The sequence below is a fragment of the Roseinatronobacter sp. NSM genome, assembly GCF_052379845.1.
Taxonomy (GTDB): Bacteria; Pseudomonadota; Alphaproteobacteria; order Rhodobacterales; family Rhodobacteraceae; genus Roseinatronobacter.
On sequence record NZ_JBQTCF010000012.1, the window covers coordinates 43548 to 60189 of the forward strand.

The following is a 16642-nucleotide window of genomic DNA, read 5'->3' on the forward strand; positions in this document are numbered from 1 at the left end:
CGGTATTGCGCCACAGCCCTGCGCGTTTCAGGCCTTGTCTTTGTCCTGTTCGGCGTCGGGCGTGACGTCGCGGGCGGTTCTTGCGGTATCGCCTGATTTGTCGTCCAGTTCTTCAGACCCGTCTTTCAGGCCCTTCTTGAAGGACGTGATCCCCTTGCCAACTTCGCCCATCAAGGCGCTGACCTTGCCGCGTCCGAACAAGACAAGAACGACAACCGCGATGATGATAAAGCCCGCCGGGCCAATGTTATTGAGCATGATATTCTCCCTCTCGTCATGCTAACAGCATGACAGCGCGTGTCCACCCACTCCATTTATGGATTAGCGGCAGGCAATCAAAGCCCCAAATTGGAAATGCGCGAAATTTCCTGCCCCGTCTCGGTTATCGGACTGCAGTTCAGCCATATCGGGGCGCGGTCCGGGAAACTGAAATGCCCTGCCGGAGGAAGACGCATGCCGCGCCAGTTCAAGGATATAACGGCGCGACCGGGCTTAGTTGATATGCAGCTTGCGTTTGAACGCGCGTGTGCCACGAACTGCGTTGCGCCCGGATGCTTTTGCGGCATAAAGCCGCGCATCGGCCTGCGCCATCAGCGTATCAACTGTATCGCAGTCAATATCGCAGGCCGCGACACCCAGGCTTGCCGTGAAGGCCACCTGCGGGAATTCGGGTGCGATGGCCTGTTCAATGACCGCGCGCACGCGTTCGGCAATCTCTAGTGCGGTATCGGCATCAGCGGCAACCAGCACGCCGAATTCTTCGCCGCCCAAGCGCCCGAAGCGGTCTTCAAGGCGCAATTCCTGCTGCACGGCCCGCCCCACGGCGCGCAAGACTGCATCGCCTGCCGCATGGCCGAAACGGTCATTGATGGCCTTGAACTTGTCCAGATCAAACATGATCAGGCTGTAATCAGTGCCAGCGCGCCGGTATTCGGACACAGCGCGTGTCAAATCATCGGCAAAGGCGCGGCGCGTCATGGCACCTGTCAGCGCATCGCGGTGCGCTTCTGCCCACAAAGTGGCGTGTTCGACCACCAGCGCAGCGAAGCTTTGCAGCAGGGACTGGGCGTTTGATGCGAAACAGGTTCCAAAGGCGCGCAATGTGCCAACCCGCTGCCCGTGCAGGTTCAGCGCGGTTTCGATGCAGCGCTGATGGGCAGGCACGGGTTGGGGCGCATCACCTGTGAACTGTGCGCACACATGCGTTGCGCCTGTTATCTGGCGGATCAGGGCAAATGTGGTGTCAAAACGCGTGTCAACCTGCCCGTTCATGGCCAGCGGACGGTCCTGCACTGCACCTGCCATGTCAGGGCTGGCCGGTGGTGTCGTGTCTGCAATGATCTGGCGATGGAAACTCATGTCGGCACCTTGCAACAAGTCATGATGCAGGTATCACGGTTAACTGTGGTCAGGCTTGGGTGTGAACATGGCAGAAACGCGATGAATCTTGACAACAAATTAACCAATTAAGGCACATCTGCCACATTTGGTTAATAATGCCTTAATTCACCACAAAAACACACCAATAGGTTGCAAATGATTGAAATTCAGCAACCTTTACGAACCCGCAGGCCCAGATCGCAAATCGCGGAAATTGCGCTTCTGGCGGTCAGTCCAATAGACCTGAAGCACGATTCCATCTTCAGTTTGCACTTCGCTTTCGACCACACCTTGTTGAAACAGCCATGCGCGCGCGCGCCCCTGCTCAAACCCAAGGTTCAGCGTTTCAAGGTGGCGCACGTCATCAAGGATCAAGGTGACCGCGTCAAAAAAGGCGTCCAACCCCTGCCCCGTCACGGATGAGGCAAGGAAAACCCCGTCGGTGCGGGCGGCGCGGCGGGTGACAGCCTCGGCGCCGTCGGCATCCAGCAAATCGGCCTTGTTCCACAACTCCACCAGCGGGGTTTCCTGTCGCACGCCCAGTTCCGCCAGAATAGACCGCACATTCTGCGCCTGCGATTCGGTTTCCGAATGCGCGATGTCGCGCACATGCACAATAAGGTCAGCTTCCAGCACTTCTTCCAATGTAGCGCGGAAGGCCGCGACAAGCTGCGTGGGCAAGTCCGAGATGAACCCCACTGTGTCGGACAAGATAACCTGTTTGCCGGTCGGCAATGTGACCGCGCGCATGGTCGGGTCCAGCGTGGCGAACAACATGTCCTTGGCCAGCACATCCGCCCCCGTCAGCCGGTTGAACAAGGTGGATTTGCCCGCGTTGGTATAGCCCACCAGCGCAACCACCGGAAACGGCACCTTGCGGCGCGCGGCGCGGTGCAGGTCGCGGGTTTTGGCAACTTTCGACAACTGGCGGCGCAGGCGCACCATCTGTTCGTCAATGGCGCGGCGGTCTGCTTCGATCTGCGTTTCGCCGGGGCCACCAACAAACCCAAGCCCGCCGCGCTGGCGTTCAAGGTGGGTCCAGGCCCGCACCAGCCGGGTGCGCTGATAGCTGAGCGCGGCAAGTTCCACCTGCAACACCCCTTCGCGGGTGCGCGCGCGGTCTGCGAAGATTTCCAGAATCAATCCTGTCCGGTCCAGCAACTTGACCTTCCAGGCGCGTTCCAGGTTGCGCTGTTGCACGGGACTTACCGGCCCGTCAATCAGCACCAGATCAACCTCCAGATCGGCCATGATGACGCCCAGTTCATCAACCTTGCCAGTGCCGAATAACAGCCCCGGATGCGCGCGCGGCAAGCGCACAACCTGTGCGCCCACAACATTCAGGCCCGGCAGGGCATGGGCCAGCGCTTCAGCTTCGGCAAGGGCATGTTCGGGCAAGCGCCCGCGGTCCACAGACCTGATTTCAGGGTGCAGGACATAGGCGCGGGTCGGGCGCGTGCCCCCCTCTCCGCCAAGGTCGGAAACATCAACAGGTGCGCGGGCGATCAGCTTTCACCTTCATATAGCGAAATTGGCTGGCCGGGCATGATTGTGGAAATGGCGTGCTTGTAGACAAGCTGGCTTTGGCCATCACGACGCAACAGCACGCAGAAATTGTCAAACCACGTGATCACGCCCTGAAGCTTTACACCGTTGATCAGGAAAACGGTTACCGGAACCTTGTTCTTGCGAACATGGTTCAGAAATGCATCCTGCAAGTTTTGTTTGTCACTGGCCATGCGTCTGCCTTTTTGTCTGGGCTTGTTGCTTTACGCAGAGAGCCTCATCTCCCCATGGGGAACAGTATGAAACGCAAAGCAGAAAACTTCCAGACCCGTTGCGCGACAAATCAGGGTTTGGGGCAATTTTCTTTCACTTCTTCCGCAGTTTGGCGCTTCCCGGTGCAGCAAGGGTCACGACCGGGGCCACAGAACCGACAACAACAACAGAAATTCCAGCCTGCCCAGCACCATCCCCACGCCCAGAACCGCGCGCTGCCAATCGCCCAAGTCCCCCCAGGACAAAGGCACCGACCCGGATATATGAATAAGCGGGCCTGTAGTTGTCAGCGCCGCCACTGCATAGGCCAGCGCATCTTCCATTGTGGTTCCCAAAATGGTCAGGGCGGACATGACGACCCCCACACTCAGGATGAAAATCAACAAAAACAGCCAGGCCGAAAACGCCCCTTCGGTGCGCAGCCCCCGCATATGCGCCCCGTCGCCGCCCACAGCGGCAGGGTGAACCAGATGTTCCAACTCATAGCGCGCCTGCCACATCAGCGCGAAAACGCGCATCAGCTTCAGCCCGCCTGCGGTTGTCGCCACCCCGCCCCCAATCAGCGCAAGCCCCAAAAGCACAATCCCCGCAGGCCCCGCAAAGAAGCCGTCCTGCAAGTCGGTGGCGCTGCTGATGAACCCCGTTGTCGTCAGGAAAGACAGGCCATTGAACACCACACTCCAGAATTCCCGCAGGAAAAACGCCGCGCCGCGCCCGTCTGGCGTAAGCGCATAGGTTAGCAAAAACAACACCCACAGTCCCGCCAGCAAAACCACCGCAAAGCCGATTTCCACTTGCCGCCAGTTCAGTCGCGCGCCATGTTCGCGCGTGCCCGCCAGCCAGAATGTGCGGCTTAGTCCCAGCACCAGAAATACCAGCAAGACCCCCTCGCTTAGGGGGGTAAGCGGTGCCACTTCCCAGCCCGCCCCCGGCACAATGCCCGATGTGGACAGCACCGACATGGCCAGTATCAACGCAACCAACGGCGGGTTTCCCGCCATGGACAGCAACACCCATACCAACAGCGTCAGCCCCGCATAAAGCGGCGCAATCAACCCGATTTGCAACCGCAACCGCGCCAGCGTGGCATCCGGGGCAGCGCCAGTGTCATATTCCGTGGATATGTGCCTGCTTAACGCAGGCCCCGCCATGCGCCGCTCATTGCGCACGGCCAACACCTCGAAGCCGCCCATATTCATGGGGGCCAGAATGGCGATGACATAGACCAGAACGAACAGCCCCCCCAGCCAGCCAGTAATGGCCCGCCACAGATGCACACTTCGCGGCACCGCCCCGTCCAGCACACTGGCCCCGGTGGTGGTAAACCCCGACAGCATTTCAAACCAGGCATCGGCAAAACGCAAACCGGGCACGGCTTCGGTCAGGGGGATGGCCATCAACAGCGGCAAGATGACATATGCTGCAGACAACACGAAAAACGGGTGCGACACCCATCTTTCGCGCGGTTTGCGCGATTTATTGGCCACATAGATCAGCGCCGTGAAGCTGGCCAGCAAGATTGCGGAATACAAGAAGGCGCGCGCGCTTTCATGTTCGCGCAGGGTGAACCCTACCGCCGCGGGCACAATCATCGCAAGCGCCGTCACGGCCACAAGGACCAGCAAAATCAGGGTTCCACGCGAACCATGCGTCATTCCTGCCCCCTTGATACGCTCCAGACCACATCAACAAACCATGTCAAGCCATTGATTTAGATATCACATCCTCAAAATGCCATCAGAAGAATTCGACAGCAACCTGCAACAATTCATCCACCTTGGGCACATCTTCCGACAAGGCGAAAATCACCACAAGATCCGCTTCGCGCAGGATCATGCTGCCGGTGGGTCTCAGGAATTCCCCCTTGCGCAAAATGCCGATCACCAGCGCGCCTTCGGGGAAGGGAATGTCACGCACGGCGCGGTCGGCCAGTTGCGATGTGCCCAGAACCTGCGCCTCGATGACCTCTGCCTCGCGGTCGCCAACCATATAGATGGACCGCACCCGCCCGTGCCGGACATGGCGCAAGATGGAACTGACCGTCAGGGCGCGCGGGTTGATATAGGCATCAACCCCCAGCGCATCGGCCAGCGGCACCAGACTGGGATCATTGATCAGCGCAATCGACATTTTGCCGCCCAGCGACTGCGCGCGCACCGCAGCAAGCAGGTTTGTCTTGTCATCATCAGTCAGCACCAGAACGGCATCCGTTTTGGAAATGCCCGCCTCGTTCAGCAGTTCCGCATCCAGCCCGTCACCATGCAACACGATCGAGCGTTCCAGCTTGTCGGCGGCAATTTCCGCCCGTCCCCTGTCGCGTTCAATGATCTTGACGCGCACGCGTTCGGGCTGCGCTTCCAGCATGCTGGCCACACTTAAGCCCACATTGCCCCCGCCAATCACCAGCACACGTTCCTGACGGGCTTGGGTTTTGCCAAACACCTCGAAACAGCGGCCCACATCGCGCGCATCGGTCAGAACATAAATCTGGTCCCCCTCGAACAACTGATCTTCGGGTTCGGGCGCGAATAACCGCTTGCCCCGGCGCACACCCGCCACCATGACGCGCAAGGTCGGGAACAGTTCGGATAGCTGGCGCAGGGGTGTGTTCAGCACCGAACACTCCGCGTGCAGGGTCATCCCCATCAACAGCGCCTTGCCGTCAAAATATTCATGCACATCAAACGCACCAGGATAGGCTACGCGTTTCAGCGCCGCCAACGACACTTCGCGTTCAGGGCTGATAATCACGTCAATGGGCATATGTTCCCGCCGGAACAGCCCCGAATACTGGCGGTCCAGATAGGTTTGCTGGCGCAGCCGCGCAATTTTGCGGGTGACACCGAACACCGAATGGGCCACCTGACAGGTGACCATGTTCACCTCATCGGAATAGGTTGCGGCAATGACCATATCGGCATCGCTTGCGCCTGCCTTGTCCAACACTTCGGGGTGGCTGGCGAAGCCCAGCACGCCTTGCACATCCAGCGTGTCGGTGGCGCGCTGGACAAGCGCGGGGTTGTTGTCCACGATGGTGACATCGTTGTTTTCACGCGACAGATGGCGGGCAATCTGCCAGCCTACCTGCCCGGCCCCACAAACAATCACTTTCATGGCGCGCACGCTCCTTTGTCGGTCGGGTCAACGAAATTAACCGCAAGGCCCATCTTCTGGCAGCGTTGCAAGGCACATGCAAGGCAATGTCGCCCGCGACGGCTACCCGCTTTATTGCGCGTTCTTGGCAGTGCTGACCCCCAGTGATTTCAGCTTGCGGTGCAAGGCCGAACGCTCCATTCCAACAAAATTCGCCGTTCTGCTGATATTGCCCCCGAAACGGTGAATTTGCGACAACAGGTATTCGCGTTCGAACAATTCACGCGCATCGCGCAAGGGCAACGCGGTCAGGGCACCCGACAAGATAACCTTGGCGGTGTCATCGGGCTGCGCGGTGCTGGCGCGGGTGTCATTTTGCAGATCCCCCAACCCGATGGGCGCAGCCCCGTCCCCAAGGATCAGCGCGCGTTCAATGACATTGCGCAACTGCCGGATATTGCCGGGCCAGCGCATGGTCTGCAAATGGGCCTGCGCCGCATCCTCCAGTGCGCGGCGCGGCAATCCCTGGGATTTGTGCAGCAAGTCAATGAAATAGCTTGCCAGAAGGGGTATATCCTCGCGGCGTTCTTCCAGCCCCGGCACGCGCACGGGAACCACGCTAAGCCGGTCCAGCAGTTCCTGGCGGAACTGCCCTTCGCGGATCAGGGCAGACAGGTCGCGGGTGGTCGCACTCATGACACGCATATCCACGCGCACCTTGTCGGCCCCGCCCACACGGGTGAATTGCTGGTCAACCAGCACGCGCAGGATTTTGGATTGCGTGCCCAGCGGCATATCGGCCACTTCATCGAAGAACACCACGCCCCCATGGGCCTGTTCCAGCAACCCCGGTTCGACCCCGCGTTCGCCGCTTTCGCGGCCAAACAACACTTCTTCCATGCGTTCCGGTTCCATCGCGGCAGAGGACACGCACACAAACGGCCCCGACGCCCTGTCGGAATTTTCATGGACAAAACGCGCCGCCGCTTCCTTGCCGCTGCCCGCAGGTCCGGTAAACATGATGCGGGCGTTGGAACTGGTCACCTTTTCCAACTGCGCGCACAGGCTGCGGAACGCATGGCTTTCGCCAATCAGTTCTGATGAATGCGTGTCACGGCGGCGCAGATCCTGATTTTCCCGCCGCAGGCGCGACGCTTCCATCGCGCGGTTGATCACAACCATCAGCTTGTCAATATTGAACGGCTTTTCAATAAAATCATAGGCCCCTTGCTTGATGGCAGCGACCGCAACTTCAACATTGCCATGGCCGGATATGATGACAATGGGAATATCAGGATTTGATCGTTTGACCTTCATCAAAATATCGATCCCGTCCATCTTGCTGTCCTTCAGCCAGATGTCCAGAATCATAAGCGCTGGCGCGTTTGCGTTGACTTCCGCCATGGCCTGATCGGAATTCGCGGCAAGGCGCGTTGAATACCCTTCATCCTTCAGAATGTCGGAAATCAATTCGCGGATATCGCGTTCATCATCGACAATCAGGATGTCACTCATGCCCCAACTTCCCTGCTTTTTGTGTCATTATTTCTAATTTCCGGTTCCGCCGCGCATAAAAGCGGCAAGGTGATGACGGCCATTGCCCCGCGATGGTCACAACCATCAAAAACGGGCGCATCCTCCAGTCGCAAGGTGCCGCCATGTTCCTCGATGATTTTGCGCACAATCGACAGGCCAAGGCCGGTGCCTTCGGCGCGGGTGGTCACATAGGGTTCAAACAGGCGCGCGCGGTCTTCGGGCAGGCCGATTCCGTTATCGGCAATCGTAATCTGCACAGCCGCGTCCTGAACCGCCAGCGCAACCCGGATTTGCGCCACATAGGCGTCTTGCCCCAGTGTGGCGCGCTTGGCCTGGGTGGCCTCACCTGCGTTCTTGATCAGGTTGGTCAATGCCTGCGCTATCATCGTATCGTCAAGTTCCAGCACCAGCGGTGTGTCACGCAGATCGGTGGTGAAATGCACATCGGGCTGGCCACTTTCCTGCAACAGCACACAATCACGCATAATCGCAACAATATCATGGGCGCGCCGGTCGGGTTCGGGCATGCGGGCAAACCGCGAAAATTCATCAACAATGCGCCGCAAGTCATTGGTTTGACGCACAATAACGGCTGTCAGCTGTGACAGGCTTTCGGCATCTTCCGGAACCAGTTTGCGCGCGAATTTGCGGTCTATGCGTTCTGCCGACAACTGAATGGGCGTCAGCGGGTTCTTGATTTCATGCGCGATACGGCGCGCCACATCGCCCCATGCCGCCATGCGCTGCGCGCTGACCAGATCACTGACATCATCGAATGCGACAACATATCCTTCCAGCCGCCCGTCACTGCGCCGCCGTTCCGCCACACGCACCAGCAGGGTTTCAAGTCGCCCGGACCGCGACAGGCGCACTTCTTCCTGAACCCGCCCCAAGGCCACCTGACTGCCCTGCAACCGCTCCAGCAAGGGGGTGAATTCCGGCACAACATCGAACAAGGCCAGATCATGCACGCCCTCGGCATCTACCTCGATCAGGGTCTGACCGGCCTTGTTGATGAAATCCAGCCGCCCTTGCGCATCAAGCCCGATCACCCCGGCGGTCACCGACCCAAGCACGGAATCAAACAACCGCCGCCGCGCTTCGATCTGGCGGTTATTTTCGACAAGCGCTTCGTGCTGGCCCTTCAGTTGCCGCGTCATCTGGTTGAACACCCGCCCCAGCAGGGTGATTTCATCATCCCCGCGCGACAGCTTGACCTGCACATCAAAATCGCCCGCGCCCACGCGCTGCGCGGCTTCCGCCAGACGGCCCACAGGCCGCGCAAGGCGTTCGGCAAATGACAGGCCCAGCCAGACCGCCGCCAGAATAAGAATAAGCGCAAACCCCAGATACAGCGCCGCGAACTGGAACAACAGCCGCCCGCGTTCCTGTTCCAATTGCTGATACAGCGCCACTGTTTCGCGGGTTTCATCCAGCAGCGACAGGATTTCCCCGTCCACTTCGCGGGCGACATACACATAGCGGTCAACATAGTTATTCAACGCAGCTATGGCGCGGAACTCATTGTTTTGCCAATCTTTTATTACAACTATATCGTCGCGCGCAGCCGCAATCGCAGCCGGGTCCGGCGGGGTAAAGTTGAACCGGTAGGACCGCTCACCGCGCGAGCGCAACTCGCCCATGCCATCAACCACAAACGCCACGCGCAACCCGCGCTGGATGCCCGCCTGCCCTTCGGACAGAAGATTGCGCAAATCCCCCTCATCCAGCAGCGGGAACAAGCGCCGCGCGGTATCCAGATATTCCGCCAATTCGCGCGTATCTACGCGCAGGTCGCGTTCCTGTTCGAATTGATACGCTTCCGCCGCGGCAAGGGATGCACCGACAACGCGCTGCACGCGGTCGGAAAACCACCCTTCCAGCCCGACATTCACTGTCAGCGCCGCGAAAACGGCAACTGTAATTGTCGGCACCAATGCGATGGCGGCAAACAGCGTGGACAGGCGCAAATGCAGCTTCGACCCGGCAGAGTCTGACCGCCGCGCCGCCACCAGCCGCGCCACGCGCACAGCCACCAACCCCGCCACGATCAGGATATACACCAGATCGGCCAGCAGAATAAGGAACAGCCCGCGCGATTCGACCGCTTCGCTAAGCGGGCCAAGCCCCAGAAGCGTCAGCAGCACCAAGGCGGGGCCAAGCAAGATCAGTGCAACAGTCGCAACTGCTGAAAAGCGCTGGTCCCATTCGGACGAAAACCGCCCCGCAACCCCAAGTTTTCGAGTCACACCCAATTCTGACAAGGCACCCTACCACCACCGCTTTTGCCGATAGAGGCACAGCTCTATCGTCAGCTTTACGCAATTGCGTCCAGAATGACACATCGACTGTGGTAATTCTACATCAAACAACCGAAACGGGCAGAAACTGGCGGGGCATATCCGCAGCCCCCACACAAGGGTCAGGCCAGCTTGCGCCTGCGCGACACTTCGATTTCCAGTTCGGTAATTTTCTTGCGCAAGGTGTTGCGGTTGATGCCCAGCAGGTCGGCACAACGCGCCTGATTGCCCCCTGTCGCATCCAGCGCGATTTCAATCAGCGGGGTTTCGATTTCGCGCAGGATACGGGCATGCAGGCCCGGTGGCGGAAGGTCCTGACCATGCAGGTCAAAATAGCGCCGCAAATGCCGCGCCACCGCTTCGGACAGGGTTTCCCCGCTGAAATTCGCACCAATCGCGGCCGCGCTTGGCTGGCTTTTCAGGGCGGTTTCCATTTCCGTGCGGGAAATTACCGGTTCAACGCCCGTCAATGTCAGCCGCCGCAAGGTATTTTGCAATTGCCGCACATTGCCCGGCCAGGAATAGGCGCGCACAAGTTCCAGCGCATCAGGCGACAATTTGCGCTGGATGGCACCATCTTCGGCGGCCTGCCCCAGAAAATGCTGCGCCAGCGGGTCCAGATCGTCAATACGTTCACGCAAGGCAGGCACGTTCAGCGTCACCCCACCAAGGCGGTAATACAGGTCTTCGCGCAGCTTGCCTTCGGCCAGCGCCTTGGCAAGGTTGGATTGCGCCGTGGCCATGATACGCGGCCCGTCATCTTGCACCATGTCCAGCACCCGCGCGGCGCGCAACTGCGCCTCGTCGTCATAGCTGCCCAGTTCATCGAACAAAAGCGTTCCGCCGCGCACCCGCGACAGCAGCGTTTGCGCCCCGTCAGGGGACCGGAAATCCTCGGATGTGGCGCTGATGAAGGGCTGGCCGCGCCGGTCTGACAGGTCATGCAAGGTGCGCGCGATCAGGGATTTTCCGGTGCCCGATTCCCCCGTTATCAGAACCGGCATGGCCGAATTGATGACCCGCGCAATCAGGCGGTAAAGTTCCTGCATCACCGGCGTGCGTCCCACAAGGGGCAAGCCTTCCATGCTTAGCACATCCCCGCGCGGCGGCGCCGAGGCAGGGCGGTTGACCACTTCCGTAGAGGACATCAGCCTGCGGTTTTTCATCGCCGCCCCTGCCCGCTTCAGCAATTCCGGCAGGTCAAAAGGCTTGGGCAGATAATCATGCGCGTCCACTTCATTGGCCTGAATGGCCGTCATGATGGTGTTTTGCGCAGAAATCACGATAACGGGCAGATCAGGGCGTTCCTGACTGATTTTCGGGATCATTTCTATCCCGTTGCCATCTGGCATCATGACATCAGTGATGACCAGATCACCGCGCCCTTCTTCCACCCAGCGTAGCAGCGTTGTCAGGCTGGAGGTGGCATGCACCTTGCAGCCCGCACGCGTCAGTGCCTGTGTCAACACAGTTCGGATTGTGCGGTCATCATCAGCGACAAGGACTGTTCCGTCCATCAGGCATACTCCGTTTGGGTTGGCTGTTGCGGCGCTTGCGGTGCGCGCGGCAGGGAAATACGAAAGACCGTCCGGCCCGGTTTGCTGTCAACGCTGATCCAGCCGGTATGCGCCGATATGATCTTGGACACGAGCGCAAGCCCCAGACCTGTTCCATTCTCGCGCCCGGACACAAAGGGGTCGAAAATGTCATCGGCAATATCTTCAGGCAGGCCCGGCCCGTCATCGATCACTTCGATATGGATCGGAAGCGCCACGTCCTGCCCCTGCTCGCCGCGCACGCGCAGCGATTGTTCAAAATAGGTCTTGATCCGTATCCGCCCCCCTTTGGGCTGGGCTTGGGCTGCGTTTTTCAGCAGGTTCAGAAACACCTGCAACAACTGGTCAGGGTCCGCCCAAACATGCGGAAGCGACGGGTCGTAACTGTCGGTAATGCGCATATGCGCGGCAAACCCCACAGCCGCCGACCGGCGCGCGCGTTCCAGAACATCATGAATATTCACCGGTCCGCAATCCGGCGGGCGCTGGTTGCCGAACTGTTCCACCTGATTGAGAAGTTTAACGATCCGCTGGGTCTCCTCGACAATCAGATCCGTCAGTTCGCGGTCTTCAGGGCGCAAGTTCATGGACAAAAGCTGCGCAGCCCCTGCAATGCCTGCCAGCGGGTTCTTGATTTCATGCGCCAGCATTTGCGACATGCCAATGACAGACCGCGCAGATTGGCGTATACCTTCGGCCTGCCCCAGCTTGCCGGCAATTTCGCGCGGGTTGATGAGCACCAGAACCAGGTCCGGCCTGTCCCCGATCAGCGCAAGCTGCAACGCGCATTGAACCGGTGCGCGTGTGCCAATGGTCAGGTGCACATCATTGACGAATACGGGCGCGCGGTTGACACGGCACCGTTCCAATGCACTGTCCAGCGGGGCATCCATCTGGACAAGCTGCGCCAGTGCGCGGTCCAGCACACCGCGCCGCGACAGGCCCAGGAACTGTTCCGCCGACGGGTTGCAGTCCACAATCGTTTCCTGCCCGCGCACCACACCGATCATCAGTGCCGGCAAGGGAAGCGCCGACCAGATTGCCCCTGTGACTGGTGGTGTCATGCCGCGCGCCCCAATTGCGGCGCCGGGCATAGGGCATCGGGCAACAGCCGCAAAACATGGGCCGGGTCAGGTGATGTCTGCACAGCCCGGCGCAGCGCAGCGCAGCCCTGCACATGGTCGCTATACCAGCCCAGATGTTTGCGCGCGACCTTCATGCCCAGCGCAGTGCCATAGAAGGCCAGCATATCTTCATAATGTGCCGCGACCAGATCGACCAGCGCAGGCCCGGTGGGAATGTCGGGTTGCTTCTGCCCGAACAGGTCTGCGGCGATCTGCGCCAGCACCCAGGGCCGCCCCTGCGCACCACGCCCGACCATGACCCCCGCTGCGCCAGACTGTGACAGCGCCTTGCGCGCCGTGTCCGCGCACAGGATATCGCCATTGGCAATGACCGGAATATCCGTGGCGCGCACCACATCGCCAATCGCGCGCCAGTTTGCCTGCCCTTTGTAGAACTGGCAGCGCGTGCGCCCGTGGATTGTGACCATGCGCACGCCCGACGCGGCGGCGCGTTGCACCAACTGCGCGGCATTCAGGCAATCATCATCCCAGCCCAGACGGGTTTTTAACGTCACCGGAACCGATACCGCCCCCACCACCGCGTCAATCAGGCGCAAGGCGTGGTCAGGTTCGCGCATCAGGGCAGACCCTGACATGCCACCCACCACCTTCTTGGCGGGACAGCCCATATTGATGTCGATCACCTCGGCGCCGCCATCCTCGATCATGCGGGCGGCCTGTGCCATCCAGTGCGGGTCGCGCCCCGCAATCTGCACGGCAGTGCGCGCTTCCCCCAAGCCCAGTTCACTGCGCGCGCGGGCGCGCATGGATTGCTTGGCCTGCACCATTTCCTGACTTGCCACCATTTCAGACACGACAAGCCCCGCACCAAACCGCGCCACCACGCGGCGAAACGGCAAATCCGTTATCCCCGCCAAAGGGGCCAACAGCACCGGCGGGGTTATAACTGTATCCCTTGCGCTGCCCCGAAGCGGAATCTGCTGCGAAATCTTGGTTGCCGTCATGCGCCCTGTCCTGAAGTTCTTTCCCCGCCATACACCCATTGCGCGGGCCAGCGCAAACGAACTGCCCAAACCCGTGACGCGAATTTCAGCATATGCCTATAATTTAAGCACAACCAACAGATCATCGCGCGGATTGTCAGCACCCCCCGCTTCGGCCTATAGCTGGACAACAACTGAAAGGCCCCAGATGACGCTGACCATCGCTGCAATCATTGTCGCCGCAGGGCGGGGAACCCGCGCAGGAAGCGGCCTGCCAAAGCAATGGCGCATGTTGGCGGGCCGCCCGGTGCTGGCCCACACGCTGGATGCGCTGCGCAAGGCGGGATTGCGGCAATTGGTGCTGGTGCTGAACCCTGATGATTTCGCGCGCGCCGACAGTCTGGACCTGACGCATGTGCAGATCATCGCGGGCGGGGCAACGCGGGCGGCCTCGGTGCGCGCGGCGCTGGATGCGCTGGCACCCGACCCGCCCGACAAAGTGCTGATCCACGATGGCGCGCGCCCGTTTGTGACAGCGCGCATAATCGACGATGTGATTGCCGCGCTGGACACGGCCAAGGCCGCAACCGCCGCGCTGCCGGTCGTGGATGCCTTGTGGCGCGCGGGCGATGGAACGGGAACCGGAGCAGGCGCGGGGCATGCGCAAGATGCCGTCAGCCGGGCCGCGCTATACCGCGCGCAAACTCCGCAAGGGTTCCATTTCGACGCCATCATGTCTGCGCATTGCCTGCAATCGGGCGATGCTGCCGATGACGTCGAAATTGCGCGCGCGGCGGGCCTTGACGTGACCCTGACACTGGGCTGCGAGGAGAATTTCAAACTGACCTACGCGGCGGATTTTGACCGCGCAGAGGCGATTTTGCGGGAAAGGACAAGACGCGCCATGGATATTCGGCTTGGCAACGGGTTTGATGTGCATCGTTTCGGGGCGGGCAAGGGCTGCTGGCTGTGCGGGGTGCTGGTGGATCATGATCGCACGCTGGAGGGGCATTCCGACGCAGATGTGGGCATGCATGCGCTGACAGATGCCATCTATGGGGCCTTGGGCGAAGGGGATATAGGCCAGCATTTCCCCCCAAGCGACCCGCAATGGAAAGGCGCGGCCAGTCACATTTTCCTGCGCCATGCGGTCGATCTGGCGCGCGCCCGCGGATTTGCGATTGGAAATTGTGATGTGACACTGATTTGTGAATTCCCGAAAATTGGTCCACATGCCCAGACCATGCGCCACGCCCTGGCCGGCATCATGGATATTGACGTGGCGCGCATCAGCGTGAAGGCAACCACATCGGAAAAATTGGGGTTCACAGGCCGCGAGGAAGGCATTGCAGCGCTGGCGACAGTGTGCCTGATTGCGCAGTGATGGGGCATTCTGCCCCCTCTGGGCCTGCGGCCCATTCACCCCCTGAGAGTATTTGAGGCAAGATGAAAAGGAGGGCTGCATGCGCATGACACGGGTGATTGCAACGTTTTTCGGGGCGGGGCTGTTGCGGCCAGCGCCGGGAACATGGGGCACAGTGGCGGCGCTGCCTGTCGCATGGGGCTTGCATGTGGTGGGCGGGTTCTGGTTGCTGGCGCTGGCGACTGCGCTGGTGTTCTTGCTGGGCTGGTGGGTGACCATTCAGGAAACCCGCGGCATGACTGATCCTGACCCATCCGAAATTGTCATTGACGAAGTGGCGGGCATGTGGCTGGCGCTGTGGCCGGTTTCCTTGGGCGCAATGATGCAGGGGGTGGCGATTACCGCCTTGTGGCCGGGTTGGGTGGTGGCGGTCCTGGCGTTCCGGGCGTTCGACATTCTGAAACCCGGCCCGGTGGGATGGGCAGACCGGCTGCATACGCCGCTGGGCGTGATGCTGGATGACATGATCGCGGGGGCGTTTGCGGCGCTGATGGTCGTGGTGCTGGCTGCGCTGGCGCATGGGGTGTTTATGGCATGAGCGGCGCACAGGAGGTTTTGCGCGCCGCGCGCGCGCACAAGGTGAGAATTGCCACCGCCGAAAGCTGCACAGGCGGCCTGATCATTGCGGCATTGACCGATATTGCGGGGTCATCGGATGTCGTGGATCGCGGGTTCATCACCTATTCCAACGCGGCCAAGGAACAGATGCTGGGGGTACGGGTGGCCACATTGAACGCTTTTGGTGCAGTTTCGCAACAGGTAGCGGCGGAAATGGCGCAGGGCGCGTTGGCGCGTTCAGATTCCGGGCTGGCTGTGGCCGTGACGGGCATTGCAGGCCCTGGCGGGTCAGAGCACAAGCCCGAGGGGCGTGTGTGTTTCGGGCTGGCAGATGCGCGGAGCGTTTGGGTCGAAACGATGGAGTTCGGGGCCGTGGGGCGCGCCAATGTCCGCCAGGCGACAGTTGCGCATGCGCTGGCGTTGATGTTGCGCGCCCTGACGCGGCCTGATCAGCCGTAAAGTGCCTTGGCGCGCGCTTCAAACGCGCCCACGATCCGGCGCATGGCCTGATCGAACACAACGCCGATCAGTTTTTGCAGCACCGGATTGCGGAATTCGAAATCGACATGGAAATCCACCACGCACCCGCCTGCGGGATTGTCCTGCACCTGCCAGCGCGACAGCATGTATTTGAACGGCCCGTCAATATAGGCCGTGTCGATTTCGCCCTTTTGCGGAAACAGTTTTACGCGGCTGCCGAAGCGTTCCCGAAACACCTTGAAGGAAATGACCAGATCGGCCTCCATCTCCTCGCCTCCGTCGATGGGTTTGCGCGAGCGGATGCGCGCGGCGGCGGTCCAGGGCAGGAATTCCGGATAGCGCGCCACATCGGCCACCAGATCGAAAATCTGCTGGGCTGTATAGGGCATATCACGGTGTTCATGGTGCTGGGGCATGTGTTCACTCTTTTCTGTGTTGTGCACATGTCCTAAAGTCGGCCCGAAAAATC

The 16642-nt window shown here is 60.4% G+C and carries 15 protein-coding genes; 3 read left to right on the forward strand and 12 right to left on the reverse strand.

The window, feature by feature from the left end:
* Window positions 1-27: 27 nt before the first annotated feature.
* The 11 genes from ACTZWY_RS08475 to dusB all read right to left on the reverse strand — a co-directional run bounded on the left by ACTZWY_RS08475 (window position 28) and on the right by dusB (window position 13733).
* On the reverse strand, window positions 28-258 hold the full coding sequence (locus ACTZWY_RS08475; RefSeq protein ID WP_444790260.1) for a twin-arginine translocase TatA/TatE family subunit: 231 nt from the start codon (window positions 256-258) through the stop codon (window positions 28-30).
* Window positions 259-492: 234 nt separating this feature from the next.
* The gene (locus tag ACTZWY_RS08480) at window positions 493-1359 is read right to left on the reverse strand and encodes a GGDEF domain-containing protein (RefSeq protein ID WP_444790261.1); all 867 of its coding nucleotides are present in this window, start codon (window positions 1357-1359) and stop codon (window positions 493-495) included.
* Between the two features lie 198 nt (window positions 1360-1557).
* Complete coding sequence (hflX, locus tag ACTZWY_RS08485) at window positions 1558-2886, reverse strand: GTPase HflX (protein ID WP_444790312.1); 1329 nt, start codon at window positions 2884-2886, stop codon at window positions 1558-1560.
* Entirely contained in the window at window positions 2886-3119 is a 234-nt protein-coding gene (gene hfq / locus ACTZWY_RS08490) for an RNA chaperone Hfq (protein ID WP_444790262.1), read from the reverse strand. The genes hflX and hfq overlap by 1 nt, the downstream gene beginning before the upstream one ends.
* Before the next feature lie 174 nt (window positions 3120-3293).
* Window positions 3294-4814 (reverse strand): potassium transporter TrkG, encoded by a 1521-nt coding sequence (locus ACTZWY_RS08495; protein ID WP_444790263.1) that lies wholly within the window; start codon window positions 4812-4814, stop codon window positions 3294-3296.
* An 82-nt stretch (window positions 4815-4896) separates the two neighbouring features.
* Window positions 4897-6273 (reverse strand): Trk system potassium transporter TrkA, encoded by a 1377-nt coding sequence (trkA, locus tag ACTZWY_RS08500; RefSeq protein ID WP_444790264.1) that lies wholly within the window; start codon window positions 6271-6273, stop codon window positions 4897-4899.
* 111 nt (window positions 6274-6384) lie between these two features.
* A complete protein-coding gene (ntrX, locus tag ACTZWY_RS08505) occupies window positions 6385-7767 on the reverse strand; it encodes a nitrogen assimilation response regulator NtrX (protein WP_444790265.1) in 1383 nt (460 codons plus the stop codon).
* On the reverse strand, window positions 7764-10037 hold the full coding sequence (locus ACTZWY_RS08510; protein ID WP_444790266.1) for an ATP-binding protein: 2274 nt from the start codon (window positions 10035-10037) through the stop codon (window positions 7764-7766). Before ACTZWY_RS08510 ends, ntrX begins: the two co-directional genes overlap by 4 nt.
* A gap of 173 nt (window positions 10038-10210) precedes the next feature.
* Entirely contained in the window at window positions 10211-11605 is a 1395-nt protein-coding gene (locus ACTZWY_RS08515; RefSeq protein WP_444790267.1) for a response regulator, read from the reverse strand.
* Window positions 11605-12708 (reverse strand): two-component system sensor histidine kinase NtrB, encoded by a 1104-nt coding sequence (locus ACTZWY_RS08520; protein WP_444790268.1) that lies wholly within the window; start codon window positions 12706-12708, stop codon window positions 11605-11607. The genes ACTZWY_RS08515 and ACTZWY_RS08520 overlap by 1 nt, the downstream gene beginning before the upstream one ends.
* Window positions 12705-13733, reverse strand: coding sequence for a tRNA dihydrouridine synthase DusB (gene dusB / locus ACTZWY_RS08525; RefSeq protein ID WP_444790269.1), 1029 nt, complete (start codon window positions 13731-13733; stop codon window positions 12705-12707). Before dusB ends, ACTZWY_RS08520 begins: the two co-directional genes overlap by 4 nt.
* Before the next feature lie 193 nt (window positions 13734-13926).
* On the opposite strand from dusB, the gene ACTZWY_RS08530 reads away from it, so the two are divergent.
* From ACTZWY_RS08530 to ACTZWY_RS08540, 3 genes are all read left to right on the forward strand, one after another.
* Window positions 13927-15096 (forward strand): bifunctional 2-C-methyl-D-erythritol 4-phosphate cytidylyltransferase/2-C-methyl-D-erythritol 2,4-cyclodiphosphate synthase, encoded by a 1170-nt coding sequence (locus ACTZWY_RS08530; RefSeq protein ID WP_444790313.1) that lies wholly within the window; start codon window positions 13927-13929, stop codon window positions 15094-15096.
* A gap of 79 nt (window positions 15097-15175) precedes the next feature.
* The gene (locus ACTZWY_RS08535) at window positions 15176-15673 is read left to right on the forward strand and encodes a phosphatidylglycerophosphatase A family protein (protein ID WP_444790270.1); all 498 of its coding nucleotides are present in this window, start codon (window positions 15176-15178) and stop codon (window positions 15671-15673) included.
* Window positions 15670-16152: a CinA family protein gene (locus tag ACTZWY_RS08540; RefSeq protein WP_444790271.1), complete on the forward strand. Its 483-nt coding sequence runs from the start codon at window positions 15670-15672 to the stop codon at window positions 16150-16152. Before ACTZWY_RS08535 ends, ACTZWY_RS08540 begins: the two co-directional genes overlap by 4 nt.
* Here the strand turns inward: ACTZWY_RS08540 and ACTZWY_RS08545 are convergent.
* Window positions 16143-16589 carry a type II toxin-antitoxin system RatA family toxin gene (locus tag ACTZWY_RS08545; RefSeq protein WP_444790272.1) on the reverse strand — a complete coding sequence of 149 codons (447 nt, stop codon included), beginning with the start codon at window positions 16587-16589 and terminating at the stop codon, window positions 16143-16145. The two genes, ACTZWY_RS08540 and ACTZWY_RS08545, sit on opposite strands and share 10 nt — an antisense overlap.
* Window positions 16590-16642: the final 53 nt, after the last annotated feature.

Bases quoted from the DNA above. Each gene is read 5' to 3' on its own strand.
- ACTZWY_RS08540 (WP_444790271.1), top strand. From the start codon at position 15,670: ATGAGCGGCGCACAGGAGGTTTTGCGCGCCGCGCGCGCGCACAAGGTG.
- hfq (WP_444790262.1), bottom strand. From the start codon at position 3,119: ATGGCCAGTGACAAACAAAACTTGCAGGATGCATTTCTGAACCATGTT.
- ACTZWY_RS08515 (WP_444790267.1), bottom strand. From the start codon at position 11,605: ATGGACGGAACAGTCCTTGTCGCTGATGATGACCGCACAATCCGAACT.
- ACTZWY_RS08480 (WP_444790261.1), bottom strand. From the start codon at position 1,359: ATGAGTTTCCATCGCCAGATCATTGCAGACACGACACCACCGGCCAGC.
- ACTZWY_RS08535 (WP_444790270.1), top strand. From the start codon at position 15,176: ATGCGCATGACACGGGTGATTGCAACGTTTTTCGGGGCGGGGCTGTTG.
- trkA (WP_444790264.1), bottom strand. From the start codon at position 6,273: ATGAAAGTGATTGTTTGTGGGGCCGGGCAGGTAGGCTGGCAGATTGCC.
- ACTZWY_RS08545 (WP_444790272.1), bottom strand. From the start codon at position 16,589: ATGCCCCAGCACCATGAACACCGTGATATGCCCTATACAGCCCAGCAG.
- dusB (WP_444790269.1), bottom strand. From the start codon at position 13,733: ATGACGGCAACCAAGATTTCGCAGCAGATTCCGCTTCGGGGCAGCGCA.
- ntrX (WP_444790265.1), bottom strand. From the start codon at position 7,767: ATGAGTGACATCCTGATTGTCGATGATGAACGCGATATCCGCGAATTG.
- ACTZWY_RS08520 (WP_444790268.1), bottom strand. From the start codon at position 12,708: ATGACACCACCAGTCACAGGGGCAATCTGGTCGGCGCTTCCCTTGCCG.
- ACTZWY_RS08475 (WP_444790260.1), bottom strand. From the start codon at position 258: ATGCTCAATAACATTGGCCCGGCGGGCTTTATCATCATCGCGGTTGTC.
- ACTZWY_RS08495 (WP_444790263.1), bottom strand. From the start codon at position 4,814: ATGACGCATGGTTCGCGTGGAACCCTGATTTTGCTGGTCCTTGTGGCC.